The organism is Sphingomonas swuensis (genome assembly GCF_039538045.1).
Taxonomy (GTDB): domain Bacteria; phylum Pseudomonadota; class Alphaproteobacteria; order Sphingomonadales; family Sphingomonadaceae; genus Sphingomicrobium; species Sphingomicrobium swuense.
Genome location: NZ_BAABBQ010000001.1, coordinates 333,516 through 347,392, shown reverse-complemented (window position 1 = coordinate 347,392; position 13,877 = coordinate 333,516). Strand labels below are relative to the sequence as shown.

Annotated in this window: 14 protein-coding genes; 6 read left to right on the top strand and 8 right to left on the bottom strand. The window is 68.8% G+C overall.

Annotated elements, in window-relative coordinates; genetic code table 11:
- Positions 1-62: 62 nt before the first annotated feature.
- Complete coding sequence (locus ABD727_RS01800) at positions 63-1,514, bottom strand: ATP-binding protein (protein ID WP_344705681.1); 1,452 nt, start codon at positions 1,512-1,514, stop codon at positions 63-65.
- The gene (locus ABD727_RS01795) at positions 1,511-2,083 is read right to left on the bottom strand and encodes a DUF7010 family protein (RefSeq protein ID WP_344705680.1); all 573 of its coding nucleotides are present in this window, start codon (positions 2,081-2,083) and stop codon (positions 1,511-1,513) included. Before ABD727_RS01795 ends, ABD727_RS01800 begins: the two co-directional genes overlap by 4 nt.
- Positions 2,084-2,246: 163 nt before the next feature.
- Between ABD727_RS01795 and recQ the strand changes: the two genes are divergently transcribed.
- From recQ to ABD727_RS01780, 3 genes are read left to right on the top strand one after another with little or no spacing between them, the layout of a single operon-like run.
- A complete protein-coding gene (gene recQ, locus ABD727_RS01790) occupies positions 2,247-4,007 on the top strand; it encodes a DNA helicase RecQ (protein WP_344705679.1) in 1,761 nt (586 codons plus the stop codon).
- A 10-nt stretch (positions 4,008-4,017) separates the two neighbouring features.
- Entirely contained in the window at positions 4,018-4,929 is a 912-nt protein-coding gene (locus tag ABD727_RS01785; RefSeq protein WP_344705678.1) for a sterol desaturase family protein, read from the top strand.
- Positions 4,907-5,323: a protein tyrosine phosphatase family protein gene (locus ABD727_RS01780; protein ID WP_344705677.1), complete on the top strand. Its 417-nt coding sequence runs from the start codon at positions 4,907-4,909 to the stop codon at positions 5,321-5,323. Before ABD727_RS01785 ends, ABD727_RS01780 begins: the two co-directional genes overlap by 23 nt.
- Positions 5,324-5,341: 18 nt before the next feature.
- Here the strand turns inward: ABD727_RS01780 and tldD are convergent, their stop codons facing one another.
- From tldD to ABD727_RS01760, 4 genes are all read right to left on the bottom strand, one after another.
- Positions 5,342-6,763, bottom strand: a complete 1,422-nt coding sequence (gene tldD, locus ABD727_RS01775; RefSeq protein WP_344705676.1) for a metalloprotease TldD — start codon at positions 6,761-6,763, stop codon at positions 5,342-5,344.
- A gap of 38 nt (positions 6,764-6,801) precedes the next feature.
- Positions 6,802-6,996 carry a zinc-finger domain-containing protein gene (locus ABD727_RS01770; protein ID WP_344705674.1) on the bottom strand — a complete coding sequence of 65 codons (195 nt, stop codon included), beginning with the start codon at positions 6,994-6,996 and terminating at the stop codon, positions 6,802-6,804.
- A gap of 50 nt (positions 6,997-7,046) precedes the next feature.
- Complete coding sequence (locus tag ABD727_RS01765; protein ID WP_344705673.1) at positions 7,047-7,571, bottom strand: DUF4402 domain-containing protein; 525 nt, start codon at positions 7,569-7,571, stop codon at positions 7,047-7,049.
- Between the two features lie 112 nt (positions 7,572-7,683).
- Positions 7,684-8,193, bottom strand: a complete 510-nt coding sequence (locus tag ABD727_RS01760) for a DUF4402 domain-containing protein (RefSeq protein ID WP_344705672.1) — start codon at positions 8,191-8,193, stop codon at positions 7,684-7,686.
- A gap of 110 nt (positions 8,194-8,303) precedes the next feature.
- Between ABD727_RS01760 and ABD727_RS01755 the strand changes: the two genes are divergently transcribed.
- Genes ABD727_RS01755 through ABD727_RS01745 form a run of 3 tightly spaced genes read left to right on the top strand, consistent with a single transcriptional unit; the run spans position 8,304 to position 11,462 of the window.
- Entirely contained in the window at positions 8,304-9,230 is a 927-nt protein-coding gene (locus tag ABD727_RS01755; RefSeq protein ID WP_344705671.1) for an ABC transporter ATP-binding protein, read from the top strand.
- 31 nt (positions 9,231-9,261) lie between these two features.
- Complete coding sequence (gene nadB / locus ABD727_RS01750) at positions 9,262-10,839, top strand: L-aspartate oxidase (protein WP_344705670.1); 1,578 nt, start codon at positions 9,262-9,264, stop codon at positions 10,837-10,839.
- Positions 10,836-11,462: a hypothetical protein gene (locus ABD727_RS01745; RefSeq protein ID WP_344705669.1), complete on the top strand. Its 627-nt coding sequence runs from the start codon at positions 10,836-10,838 to the stop codon at positions 11,460-11,462. Before nadB ends, ABD727_RS01745 begins: the two co-directional genes overlap by 4 nt.
- On the opposite strand, the gene ABD727_RS01740 is transcribed toward ABD727_RS01745, so the two are convergent.
- Positions 11,459-13,498: a TonB-dependent receptor plug domain-containing protein gene (locus ABD727_RS01740; protein ID WP_344705668.1), complete on the bottom strand. Its 2,040-nt coding sequence runs from the start codon at positions 13,496-13,498 to the stop codon at positions 11,459-11,461. The two genes, ABD727_RS01745 and ABD727_RS01740, sit on opposite strands and share 4 nt — an antisense overlap.
- Before the next feature lie 192 nt (positions 13,499-13,690).
- Positions 13,691-13,870: a hypothetical protein gene (locus tag ABD727_RS01735; protein ID WP_344705667.1), complete on the bottom strand. Its 180-nt coding sequence runs from the start codon at positions 13,868-13,870 to the stop codon at positions 13,691-13,693.
- Between the last annotated feature and the right edge of the window lie 7 nt (positions 13,871-13,877).

The window sequence follows — 13,877 nt, the reverse complement described above, 5'->3', positions numbered from 1 at the left end:
GGATTTGCTAAAAATGCGGGCCGGCAATCCGACCAAGGTGGAAACAAGGAGTGGTCCGGCGATCAGGCCGCCGCCGTGCTCCAGCCGAGGCGCGGGATGGCGATGCTGCGCTTGCCCGAGAGGTCGGTGCGGGTGACGATGAGGTCTCGGCTTTCGATATAGCTGAGCAACCGGCGGGCGCGGCCGAGGCTGGCGGTGCCATAGCTTTGCGCGATCGCCTCGTCGGACGGGGTCGGAGCCGAATCGCGGGCCGCGCGGGCGAGCAGCAGGAACGGGCCGAGCATGTCCTCGGGAAGTCCCTCGGCGGCGTCGAGCGCGGGCTGCCAGTCGGGATCCTCGGTGAAGATGCCGGCGCGGGCCATGGCGAGGCGGCGGGAGAAACCGCCAAGGTCGAGCGGCGCCGGCGCGACCCCGGCCATGCGCAGGCGGACACTGAAGTCCTGGTAGAGGACCGCCGCGGAGCGGCCGCTGCTGTCGCTGTCGGCGACCATCGCCTCGAGCACGGTGGCGACGGCCTCGGCCTGCTCGTCGACGGACTTGGCCGGAACGGCTGGTGCGCGCGGCGTCACAGTGGCGGCGAGCTGCTCGAGCAGCGTTTCGCTCGGCGATGCGGCGGCTTCGCGTGGGGTGCGGGCGACCGGGGCCGGCTCGTCGAAGTCGAAGCCGGTCTGGAACAGGAGTTCCTGCAGGCCTTCCGACGGGGCGCTCGGCAGAGGCACCAGCTTGGGGCTCATCGAGCGGGCACGGGTCTCGACCTCGCCGATCGCGACCGACAATGGCCGGCGCGAGATCGCGGGACCGAGCGCGAGAAAGGTCCCGCGCGGCAGGTCACGGATCGCCTCGGCCTGGCGGCGCTCCATGCCCAGAAGGTCGGCGGCGCGGGCCATGTCGATGTCGAGGAAGGTCCGCCCCATCAGGAAGTTGGACGCTTCGGCGGCGACATTCTTGGCGAGCTTGGCGAGGCGCTGTGTAGCGATGATGCCCGCCAGACCGCGCTTGCGGCCGCGGCACATGAGGTTGGTCATTGCCGAGAGGGACGCGCGGCGGACTTCCTCGGCGACCTCGCCGCCGCCGGCGGGTGCGAACAGCTGGGCCTCGTCGACCACCACCAGTGCCGGATACCAATGGTCGCGCGGGGCATCGAAGAGCGCCGAGAGGAAGGCCGCGGCGCAGCGCATCTGGCCCTCGGCCTCCAGCCCCTCGAGGCTGAGGACGACCGACGCGCGATGCTCCCGGATACGGGCGGCGGCGCGGGCGATCTCCTTCTCGTCATGGTCGGAGGCCTCGATGGCGAGATGGCCATAGGGGCCCGCAAGCGTGGTGAAGTCGCCCTCGGGATCGATCACGATCTGCTGCACCTGGCCCGCGCTCTTCTCGAGCAGGCGGCGGAGCAGGTGCGACTTGCCCGAGCCCGAATTGCCCTGAACGAGCAGACGGGTGGCGAGCAGCTCCTCGAGATCGATGGTGACGGGCGCGCCTTGCGGCGACAGGCCCATGTCGACGGCGACGGTCATGCGGCGGCGGGTCGAACCTCGGCTTGTGGTCCGAGCGGACGCATGAAGGCGAGCGAGTAGAGATAGGCGAGGACCACGACGGCGCAGATGGCGGTTCCGGTCCAAGGCGCAGGAACGAGGCCGTAGGCAAGGTAGCAGCCGATGCCGCGGGCGACCGCGTGGACGGTACCGGTCTGGTCGTCGGCGGCCCAGCCGAACGGGATCCAGACCACGCCGGCGAGGATCGCCATGCCGAGCAGGACCAGCAGGGGCTGTCCGCCCTTGGCACCGATCACGGCAAGCGGGACGGTCAGCGCGACCATGATGATCCCGCGAAGGAACAGCATGACGAGCGGATTGTCGCCGCCGCCGAACAGGTTGCGGCCGCGTGCCCGGTCGATGACGAAGGCGAGCGGGAGGATGACGGCCATGATGTAGAGCGAGGCGTTGGCGACCGTCCGCTCGGGCAGTGCGGTCGCGGCGATCCCGAGCGCGGCCCAGGTGATCATGCCCGCGATCGGCATCGCGTTGGTGCTGCTGGCGCGAAAATCGGCCTGGAGTTCGGCAAGGCTTCGGTTCGACATGGTCATGTTTCTGCTCCCCCCAACGATCCCTCGACTGCGCTCGCGACGAGCGGAGCGGAGGGCGCTCCCCCATGCTCGCCAAAGGGCGAGCGACGTCGCGGCACGTTTGACCGCCGCCCGCGCGCATTACAAGGTTGCGCAGCTCGGGACCGACCGCCAAGGCGCCCCTGTGACCGACCCGCATCAGCTTCTGAAACAAGTCTTTGGATTCGACCACTTCCGCGGGGTGCAGGAAGAGGTGGTCGAGCGCGTGCTGGCGGGCCGGCCGACGCTTGCGATCATGCCGACGGGCGCGGGAAAGAGCCTCTGCTACCAGTTGCCGGCGCTCGCGCTCGAGGGCACGGCGCTGGTGATCAGCCCGCTGATCGCGCTGATGCACGACCAGATCCGCTCGGCCGAGGCGCTCGGCATCCGGGCCGCCTCGCTGACCAGCGCCGACGACCGCGACACGGTAGTGCGCCGCTTCCTCGGGGGCGAGCTCGACCTCCTCTACGTCGCGCCCGAGCGGGCGACCACCGACGGCTTCCGGCGGCTTGCCGACCGGGTGCCGCTGTCGCTGGTCGCGATCGACGAGGCGCATTGCGTCAGCGAATGGGGACACGACTTCCGCCCCGACTACCGGCTGCTGACCCGACTGCTCGACGACCATCGCGAGCTTCCGCGGCTGGCGCTGACCGCCACCGCCGACCCGCGGACCCGCGCCGACATCCTCGTCCAGCTCGGCATTCCCGAGGACGGACTGATCGTGTCCGGCTTCGACCGGCCCAACATCCGCTACCATATCCTCCCGCGCGAGCAGACCGGACGGCAGGTATTGGGGCTGCTCGCCGAGCGGCCCGGGCCGGCGATCGTCTATGCGCCGAGCCGCAAGGAGGCCGAGAGCCTGGCGGCGCAGATCGCGGCGAGCGGGAGGCCTGCCCTGCCCTATCATGCCGGGCTGGAGCCGCAGGTGCGGGCCGCCAATCAGGCGGCGTTCGTCGGATCCGAGGAGATGGTGATGGCGGCGACGATCGCCTTCGGCATGGGGATCGACAAGCCCGACGTGCGGACGGTGATCCATGCCGGCGCGCCGAAGTCGATCGAGGCCTATTATCAGGAGACCGGGCGCGCCGGACGCGACGGTGACCCGGCCGAGGCCCATCTGCTGTGGAGCGCGGCCGACTTCGCGCTGGCGCGGCAGCGGATCGAGCGCGAGATGCCAGCCGACCGCCAGGCCGACGAGCGGGCCCGGCTGCAGTCGCTCGCCGGGCTGGTCGAGGCGACCGGCTGCCGCCGCGCGATCCTCCTCCGCCACTTCGGCGAGGATCCCGCGCCGCAGTGCGGCAATTGCGACAATTGCCTCAACCCGCCGGCGACGGTGGAGGTGACGGAAGTCGCGAGGAAGCTGCTGTCGGCGGCGTTCCGGACCGAGATGCGGTTCGGGGTCGGGCATCTGGCGGACGTGCTTGCGGGCAAGGAGACCGACAAGGTCTTCTCCAACAACCATCACCAGCTGAGCGTCTTCGGTATCTGCTCGGCCGAGGAGATGGCGATGGTCCAGCCGGTCGCCCGGGCGCTGATCGCGCGCGACGCGCTCCGGGCGGACGCCTATGGCGGGCTGAGCTTCGGCCCGGGCGCGCGCGGGATCCTCAAGGGCGGCGAGGAGGTGCGGATCGCGCTTCCCCCGCCCAGGCGCGCGCGGCGCCGGCGGGGCGCGGCGGCGGACGGTCCGCACGATCCTTTGTTCGAGGCCCTGCGCGAGGCGCGGCGGTCGCTGGCCAAGGAAGCCGGGGTGCCGCCCTATGTCGTGTTCCACGATTCGACCCTGCGCGAGATCGCGGCGGTGAAGCCCGGCACTATGAGCGAGCTTGCCGGCATCCAGGGCGTCGGCACGGCCAAGCTGGAACGGTACGGCGCGGCGATGCTGGAGGCGGTCGCCGCTTTCGCCTAAGCCTTGCCCCATGACCCTGCCCGATCCGGTCATCCTCGCCATTCCCTTCTTCCTCGCCACGCTGGCGCTGGAGACATGGTGGCTGCGGCGCGCCGGGCGCGGGCCGGACCTGAGGGACTCGGCGACGAGCGTCGGACTGGGGCTCGGAAGCCTCGCGGCGGGCGCGCTTACGGCGGGGCTGGTGTTCGCGCTCGGGCAGTGGCTGCACGGCTTCGCGCCGGTCGCGGTGCCGATCGCCTGGTGGAGCTTCCTCCTCTGCTTCGTGCTCGACGATCTCGCCTATTACGCCTTCCACCGCTCGGCCCACCGGGTGCGCTGGTTCTGGGCGAGCCACGTCGTCCACCATTCGAGCGAGGCCTACAATCTCTCGACCGCGCTGCGGCAGACCTGGACCGGCTTCGTCAGCCTCAACTTCCTGTTCCGGCTGCCGCTGTTCCTGATCTTCCCGCCCGAGCTGATGCTGTTCTGTGCGGGGGTGAACCTCGTCTACCAATATTGGATTCACACCGAGACGATCGGGCGGATGCCGGGCTGGTTCGAGGCGGTGATGAATACGCCCTCGCACCACCGGGTCCACCATGCGGTCAATCCGCGCTACCTCGACCGCAACTATGCCGGGGTGTTCATCGTCTGGGACCGATTGTTCGGGACCTTCGAGCCCGAGCGGGCCGACGATCGGCCGCGCTACGGAATCGTCACGCCGCTCAGGTCGCGAAACATCCTGTGGGCGGCGCTGCACGAGTGGGTCGGGATCGCGCGCGACCTGAGGGCCGCGCCGGGCGGGTCGCGGCTCGGCTATCTGTGGCGCGAACCCGGCTGGAGCCACGATGGAAGCCGGGAAACCAGCGACAGCATCCGCGCGACGTGGCACAAGCGCGCGGCTGACGAGGAGACGAGGAATGACGATATTCAAGCCGCTTGACGAGAGGACGCTCGTCGCCGGGCAGATCGACGTCGCCGACCTCGAGGAAGCGCGCCGGCAGGGCGTGACCATGGTCGTCAACAACCGTCCCGACGGCGAGGACGAGGGGCAGCCGACCAGCGACTCGTTGCAGGCGGCGGCCGAGGCGGCGGGGCTCGACTATCGCCATATCCCGATCGCGCGCGGAATGGGCCCGGCGCAGATCGAGGAGATGCATTCGGCGATGAGCGAGCTTGGCGAAGGCGGCAAGATGCTGGCCTTCTGCCGCTCGGGCATGCGCTCGACCCTCGCCTGGGCGGTCGCCTGCCGCGAGAACGGCGTCGCCCGCGACGAGCTCGAGCGGCGCGCCGCCGAGGCCGGCTACAGCCTCAGCGCCGTGGACCATCTGCTTTAATGTTCGGTCGTCGCGGGACTAGCCCGTCCCGCCGACCGTCAGTCCCTCGATCAGCAGGGTCGGCTGGCCGACTCCCGCGGGCACGCTCTGTCCGCCCTTGCCGCAGATGCCGACGCCCTCGTCGAGCTCGAGATCGTTGCCGATGCCCTTGACCCGGGTCAGCACGGTCGGGCCGTCGCCGATCAGGGTCGCGCCTTTCAGCGGCTCGGCCAGCTTGCCGTCGCGGATCCGGTAGGCCTCGGTGCAGGAGAAGACGAACTTGCCGCTGGTGATGTCGACCTGCCCGCCGCCGAAGCTCTTGGCGTAGATGCCGTCCTTGACCCGCGCGGTGAGCTCGGCAGGATCGTCGCGGCCGCCGAGCATGAAGGTGTTGGTCATCCGCGGCATCGGCGCATGGGCGAAGCTCTCGCGGCGACCGTTGCCGGTGGGAGCGACTCCCATCAGCCGCGCATTGAGGCGGTCCTGGAGATAGCCGACGAGGATCCCGTCCTCGATCAGCGTGGTCCGGCCGGTCGGCGTGCCCTCGTCGTCGATGGTCAGGCTTCCGCGCCGCTCGTGCATCGCGCCGTCGTCGACCACGATGACGCCCGGCGCCGCGACCCGCTGGCCGAGCATCCCGGAGAAGGCGCTGGTGCCCTTGCGGTTGAAGTCGCCTTCGAGCGTATGGCCGACCGCTTCGTGGAGGAGGACACCGGGCCAGCCGGGGCCGCACACCACGGTCATCTCGCCCGCCGGAGCGGGGACCGAATCGAGGTTCACCAGCGCCTGCGCGAGCGCGATGTCGATCGCCCGGTTCCAGGTGCCTTCGTCGAACAGCCGGTTCATGTCGTAGCGACCGCCGAGCCCGTGGAAGCCCATCTCGCGGCGGCCGTTCTGCTCGACCACGATCGAGACGTTCAAGCGGACGAGCGGGCGGACGTCGGTCGCGACGAAGCCGTCGGCCCGGACGATCTCGACCACCGACCAGCTCGCCTGGAGCCCGACGCTGACCTGGACCACGCGCGGATCGCGGGCGCGGGCGGCGGCGTCGATCGCCTGGCAGAGGGTCACCTTGTCGGCGAAGGCGAGCTGTCCGAGCGGATCGTCGCTGCCATACTGCGCCTGGTTGGTGCGCGGCGGAGCGGCGGCGGGCGCCTTCCCGGGGGTGAGCAGCTGCAGCGTCTCGGCGGCGCGGTCGATCGCGGCGGCGGAAAGCTCGTTGGCATGGGCGAAGGCAGTGGTCTCGCCCGACACGCCGCGCAGCCCGAAGCCCTGCCCGACATGATAGTCGGCGGTCTTCAGCCGGCCGTCGTCGAAGCCGAACGCTTCCGAGCGGCGATACTGGAGGTAGAGCTCGCCATCATCGTGCGCGGAGAGGTGGCGGGCGGCGAGGCGACGGGCCTCGTCGGGGTCGAGCGCGCCGGCATAGAGGAAGCGGCGCGGGTCGGTAATGCTGGTCATGACGGCCAATATAGGCGCGGAGTGCGCCCCGACCAGCCTCAGGCGGCGGGCTGGTCGTCCGCCGGGCCGCCGATCAGCACGAAGCGGCGATCGCAATAGCCGCATTCGACGAAGCCCTTCTCGTCGATCCGGAGATAGACGCGCGGGTGGCCGAGCGCGGGACTGACGTCGCCGCTGCCGTCGCAGGAGACGGCGTTGGTCTTCACTCGAAGCACTTCGGGAGGCGGTTGCATGACCTGTCGGTAGCAACCGCCTCCCGTCGCTTCAATAAGCTGTGGGGTGCTTATTGAAACTGGGCGTCGACATAGACCTTGCCGGTGTACTCGCCGGGCGCCTGGCCGGCCTTGACGTCGATCTGGCCGCCGACGAACACGGTGAAGAGCCCGTCGGGACGAATGTTGAAGGTGCCCGCGCCGTAGCTGCTGCCGGCGAAGGCGAGGAAGTCGCCCGACCCGCTGCTGTGGAGCAGGTTGCTGTCCCAGGTCACGGTGACGCTGACTTCGCTGTCCGGCGTTCCGTTGCCGTTGAAGGTGCCGCGGCTGGCGCCGGTCACGGCGGTCGCGCCGCCCGTATCGCTGACGAGGATGCCATTGGGATCGGGATTGACGGTGACGGTGCCGGCCGCGTTGCTGGCGACGACGGTGCCGAAGTCGAGGCGATTGCCGGCGACGATGGTCGCGGGCTGAAGGATCAGCGCACGGCTCTGGATCTCGGCCGAGCCGCTGGTCGGAGCGGCGACCTGGGCAAAGGCCGGGGTGGCGAAGGCGGTGGTGGCGGCAAGCGCCGCGGCATAGACGGTGTAACGCATGATTTCTGGTCCCCACATTGGTTGGAGCCCAAGAAATGTCCGTTTCGGTGTGAATAGCCGTTCACCAAGGCACGCTAATTGCGCCTTAACCCTGCCCTTTCAGAAACTGCCGTCAGGGATATTGGACGAGGACGTCAAATGTCCCGGTGTAGATGCCCTCGGCCTGGCCGGCATTGACGACCAGCGTCGCGCCGACGTTGAACTCGAAGCTTTCGAGCCGGGCGAGGGTCCTCTTGTCATTCCCCTGGAGAGTGAAGTTGCGGACCTGCATCGTCTCGGTCCCGCCGACCCTGGTGAGGGTGATCGGCTGGTTAGGGACCCGCAGATTGACCACCGCCGCGCTTCGCGCCGCGCCGGCGAAGGTCGCCGGGCGAGGGCTTCCGCCCATCGGGGTGATGCCTCCGCTGACGGACAGCGCGCTGGTGTTGGGATCGATGATCGCCTGCCCCGCGCCGAGCACCGAGATATAGCCGAAATCCATGTTGTTCTTGGTCACCACGGTCAGCGGGTAGACCAGGACCGACTGGGCATTGGCTCGCGGCACGGCCGACTTAACCGTCTGGGCGTCGGCCGCCGCGGCGAGCAGCAGCAGGGGCAAGCCCAGAAAGGTGGTTCGGCACATGGCGACCATTTAGGAGGGTTAACGTCAAATCCACTTTGCCAAGTAAGGTAAACGGCAGCTTTACCTTCGCGCCTTTCGCGCATTGCAGGGGCTCGCTAAGCGCTTTGGTCATGAACAATGACGCGGCGGCGATCCGAATCGAGGGGCTGGGCAAGACCTATGCCGGTGGCAAGCGGGCGCTGGACGGCATTTCGCTGTCGATTCGCCCGGGCGAATTCTTCGGATTGCTGGGGCCCAACGGGGCCGGCAAGTCGACCCTGATCAACATTCTCGCCGGTCTCGTCACCAAGAGCGAGGGCCAGGCCGAGATCTGGGGCTTCGACATCGACAAGCATCCGCGCAACGCGAAGCTGTCGATCGGCGTGGTCCCGCAGGAGATCCTGTTCGATCCCTTCTTCACCCCGAGCGAGGCATTGGAGATCCAGGCCGGGCTCTACGGCATCCCCAAGCCCCAGCGGCGCACCGCCGAGCTGCTGGCGGCGATGCGGCTGACCGACAAGGCCAATGCCTATGCCCGCACTCTGTCGGGCGGAATGAAGCGGCGGCTGCTGGTCGCCAAGGCGATGGTCCATTCGCCGCCCATCCTGGTGCTCGACGAACCGACCGCGGGCGTCGACATCGAGCTTCGCCAGCAATTGTGGGCCTATGTCCGCGAGCTGCATGCGGCGGGCACGACGGTGATCCTGACCACGCACTATCTCGAGGAAGCCGAGGAATTGTGCGACCGGATCGCGATCATCAACCATGGCAAGGTCGTCGCCGACGAACCGACCCCCACCCTCCTCGCCCGCGCGCAGGAGAAGAATGTGGTGGTGACGATCGACCGCGACCTCGATGCGGTTCCCGAGAACATCTGCTTCGACAAGGTCGAGCTGAAGGGCGAGCGGCGGCTGGCGATCACCTACCGCAAGGACAAGGTGAACGCCGGCGAGGTGCTCGCCGCGCTGCAGCGCGACGGGCTGGGAATCGTCGACGTGGTGACCAAGGAGCCCGATCTCGAGGACGTGTTCCTGAGCCTGGTGCGGGCAGATGGATGATCTCTCCTCCCGCTCGCGGGCAGGGGCTTAAGTGAGCTCCTACGACGTCCTCGTCATCGGTTCGGGCGCGGCGGGGCTGACCGCGGCGCTCAACCTGGCCGAGCACAAGAGAGTGGCGGTGATCGCCAAGGGCGCGCTCGGCGAAGGCGCGACCGGCTGGGCGCAGGGCGGGATCGCCGCGGTGCTCGAGGAAGGCGACAGCTTCGAGGCGCATGTCGAGGACACGATGGTGGCCGGGGCGGGCCTCAACGACCGCCATGTCGTCGAGCATGTGGTGAGCCACGCCCCCGCCGCTATCGCCCGGCTGATCGAACTCGGCGTGCCCTTCGCCGAGGAGGATGGCGCGCTCCACCTGACCCGCGAGGGCGGGCACAGCCACCGCCGGATCGTCCATGTCGCCGACGCGACCGGATGGGCGGTGCAGCAGGCGCTGGAGAAGGCCGCCGCGGCCAATCCCAACATCGTGCTCCTGCCCGACATGGTCGCGGTCGACCTCGTCACCGGGCGCCACGGCCTGCGCTTTTCGACCGAGGGCGCGGTCCACGGCCTCTACGCCTTCAATCGCGCGAGCGGGAAGGTCGAGACGCTGACCGCCCGCGCGACGGTGCTGGCGACCGGCGGCGCGGGACGGGTCTATCTCTATTCGACCGCGCCGCGCGGGGCGACCGGCGACGGCATCGCCATGGCCTGGCGCGCGGGCTGCCGGGTCTCCAACATGGAGATGATGCAGTTCCACCCGACCTGCCTCTACCATCTGGAAACCAAGAACTTCCTGATCACCGAGGCGGTCCGCGGCGAGGGCGGAATCCTCAAGCACCCGCTGACGAGCAAGCGCTTCATGCCCGACTATGACGAACGCGGCGAGCTTGCGCCGCGTGACGTGGTGGCGCGAGCGATCGACAACGAGATCAAGCGCGACGGCCTCGACTTCATCCATCTCGACATCAGCCACCGCGATCCGGCCTTCGTCCGCGAGCATTTCCCCAACATCTACGACAAGCTGATGTCGCTCGGGATCGACATGACCCGCGAGCCGATCCCGGTGGTGCCGGCGCAGCATTACACCTGCGGCGGGGTGGTGGTGGACCTCGACGGACGGACCGACGCGCCGGGCCTCTATGCCGCGGGCGAAGTGACCGAGAGCGGTCTCCACGGGGCCAACCGATTGGCCAGCAACAGCCTGCTCGAATGCCTGGTATTCGGCGAGGCGGCGGCGCGTGACATTCTGGCCCGCTGGGACGAGCTGCCGGCGCTCGCCAAGGTGCGCGAGTGGGACGAGAGCCGGGTCACCGACAGCGACGAGGAGGTCGTCATCGCCCAGACCTGGGGCGAGATCCGCCGCTTCATGTGGAATTATGTCGGCATCGTCCGGACGACCAAGCGGCTCGAGCGGGCGAAGCGGCGGATCGACATGCTGCGCCAGGAAGTGACCGACTATTATTCACACTTCCGGGTGACGCCCGACCTTATCGAGCTTCGCAACCTGGTCGAGGTCGCCGACCTCATCATCCGCTCCGCGCTCAACCGGCGCGAGAGCCGCGGGCTGCACTTCACCCGCGACTGGCAGCGAACCCTCGCCCAGGCCCGCGACACGGTGCTGGTGCCGTGAGGCTGCCGCTGCTTGCGACGGTGCTGGCGCTCGCCGTGCCGGCAAGTGCGCAGGGACTGTGCGGAAATGGCGAAGCAAGGATGGGAACTGCCGAGCTGTCGGTTCTCATCACCGATCGGGACCCTCCCGAGCGCCCCTATGTGCGACTGCAGGCGCCGGGCAGCGGGAACTTCGTACTCGACCTCACCTTCCGCACGGCCGACCGGAAGATTGGCGCGATCGGCGTGGCCTCGCTCCGCGCCAAGGTGCTTCCCGGTTCCGACCGCTTCGTCCAGCTCGAGTGGCGCGAGGCAGGCGCGGCAGAGTGGTTCAACGAAGGCTATAAGTTCCAGCCGCGCTTCTACCCCGGCGATCCGCTTGGCCATGTCGACACGCGCATGGGCCAGGGACCTCCGCTTCCTTTCCGAGCCGACCTGCTCGAGGCACTGCAGCGCGGAACGACCTTCGAGGTGCGCAGCCTGACGGACACGGGCGCCGTGATCGAAGCTGGCAAGGTGGCGCTGCCCGCTCCGGCACTGGTCGAACAGGCCTATGCTTCGGCCTACGCGTCCGCGATGAAGTCGCTTGGGCCCTGTGGTGCACCCATGATCATTGTGCCCGCCCGTCCGCCTGCCAAGAGCTAGAACGTCCCCCGTGCGCTGAAGCTGAGGATGGGGCCGATCAGCCGGTCGCGGGTCTCGACGAAGTCGATCGGGGCGACGTTGCGGCGGCCGGCGTAGACCGTCCGGTCCCAGCGGCTGCGCGCGTTGAGGATGTTGTTGATGCCGGCGCGCATGGTCAGCCCGGCCACATCCTTGTTCTCGACGAAGAGGCTTAGCCAGACTGGGCCCTCATACTGACGCCCGACCTCGGTCAGGCGGTAGGCGAGCGCGTCGCGGCTGTAGTTGGCGTTGAAGCCATAGGCCCAGTCGCTCCTGGGAATGTCGTGGCGGAAGCCGAGCTCGAGCAGGCGGACGGTCTGCCCCGAGTAGAGCCGGTTGCGCCCGGTCAGGGGATCGCGGACGCGGCTGGTCTGGGCGAGAGCGCGGAAGTCCACCTTGGCTCCCTTGAGGCCGAGCGGGTCGAGCTGGATGGTGCTGTTCCAGTCGATCGAGAAGGCGCGGCCCTTGTCGATGTTGCCCGGGGTCTCGCCATCCTCGCCGACCGGCACGATGTCGATCAGGTCCTCGGCGAAGGAGGCGACGAGGTTGAGCCTGGTCTTGCCCCACCGCCCGAGGTCGCGCGCCTGCTCGAGCTCGAAGCGCCATTGCTGGGTCGGCACGAGGTCGGGGTTGCCGGCATTGGCATTCTCGTTGTCGAGGAAGACGCGGGCGAGGAAGTCGCCGAAGTCAAGCTGGCCGACCCGGCGGATGATCTTGAAGTTGAGGTTGTAGCGCGGGGTCAGCTGGGCGGCGATGTTGAGCGAGCCCTTGGGCCGGAGGAAGGTCCGCTCCTTGCCCGCGGGGCCTTCCTGGATGATCGTCGAGCGCTCGGCCCCGACCACCAGCTGCGCGGTGACCTTGGACGACAGCGGACGGCCGATGGTCAGCAGCCCCTCGTAGCGGTCCTCGCTGACCTTGCCCGAGCCGAACGGGAAGAGCAGTTCCTCATAGTCGCCCGCGGCGTTCAGCGCGTAGAGCCGGCTGGCGCTGTCGAGGCTGTTGAAGGCGGCCTCGCCCGACAGCTGGAGGTCGGTCCGGCCCATCTTCCAGCGATATTCGGCACGGCCGATCAGCTCCTTGCTGCGGCCGTCCTGGACGAAGCGGTTGCCGCTGTCCGCACTGCCGTCGTCGAAGGCGGTCCGGACCTCCTGGAAGAAGGGCTCGTCGGACGACCGGTTGAGGCCGATGAACTTCAGCCGCCCGCCGAGCAGCGCGACCTCATAGTCGCCGCCGATCTCGTAATTCTCGCCCTTCTGGCGGATGCTCGTGCGACGGAGGAGGTCGGGGCCGCTGACCCGGTCGCGGGCGCTCCGCTCGTCGTAGCGGTAGCGGAAGTGGCGGCCGAGCAGGTTGAGGTTGCCGACCGACGAGCCGGGCCCATCGAGCTTGAACTGGGCCGAGACCTGCGGCTGGTCAAAGTTGCCGCGCCAGACGTCGTCGCGGGTCTCGAACAGGGTGTTGCCGCCACGCTCGATGAGGGTCGGGCCGCCGGCCGAGCTCCGGCTGCCGTCGTTCTTGAGGCTGAGCGTATATTCGACCGGCCCGCTCGCGCCGCTGACCGAGACGTCGAAGCGGGTCAGGAGCGGATCGGCATAATGGGCGCGGAACTGCGGCTGGTAGCCGAATTGTCCGCTGAGCTTCTTCGCCTCGTAGATGACGTTGGCGACCTGGCCGGTGAGGCCGGGCACATCGACCTCGGCCGCGTCGACGATCTCGATCCGGGTGACGTTCTCGGCCGGGATCGACTGCAGCGCGTCGACCGGGTCGGCCGACTTGCCCGACAGGCGCTTGCCGTTAAGCAGGATGTTGCCAGTCGCCTGGCCAAGCCCGCGCGAGCCGCTGTCGGTGCCCTGGATCCGGAAGCCTGGGACCTGGCCAAGCATGTCGAGCGCGCTGCGCGGGGCGAAGCGGGCGAAATCGGCGGGGGTGAAGACCTTCTTGCCGTTGACCGGCGTCGCGACGGGGGGCGGCGCATCGCCGGTTGCGGGCACCGTCTGCGCCGCGGCAGGGACACTCAAGGCCAGCAGCGATGCCCCCAGGCAAAGCGCCCCGATCGACCCAACTCGCAACATCAAACGCCCCTCGATACCCCTGAGCCCGACCCGAGTGTCTTGCTCACCTAAGACAGTGGCGTGAATGACGAAGGCTGGCAACGGATCGCCTGACGAGCGGTGCTGTCCGTTCGACAGACCGCCAGACGTCGGTGCTTCCTAGCGCAGCTTGGCGATCCCGATCTTGAGCTGCTTGGCCTGCGCCTGGGTGCTTTCCTCCGAGCGGGTCAGCGCCTTGGCGATCGCCTTCAGCCCCATGCCCTTGGCGGCAAGGGTCCGGAGCTTGCCGGTTTCCTCGGGGGTCCAGGGCTGACGGTGACGTGCGAACTTCTCGGCCATGGCACCT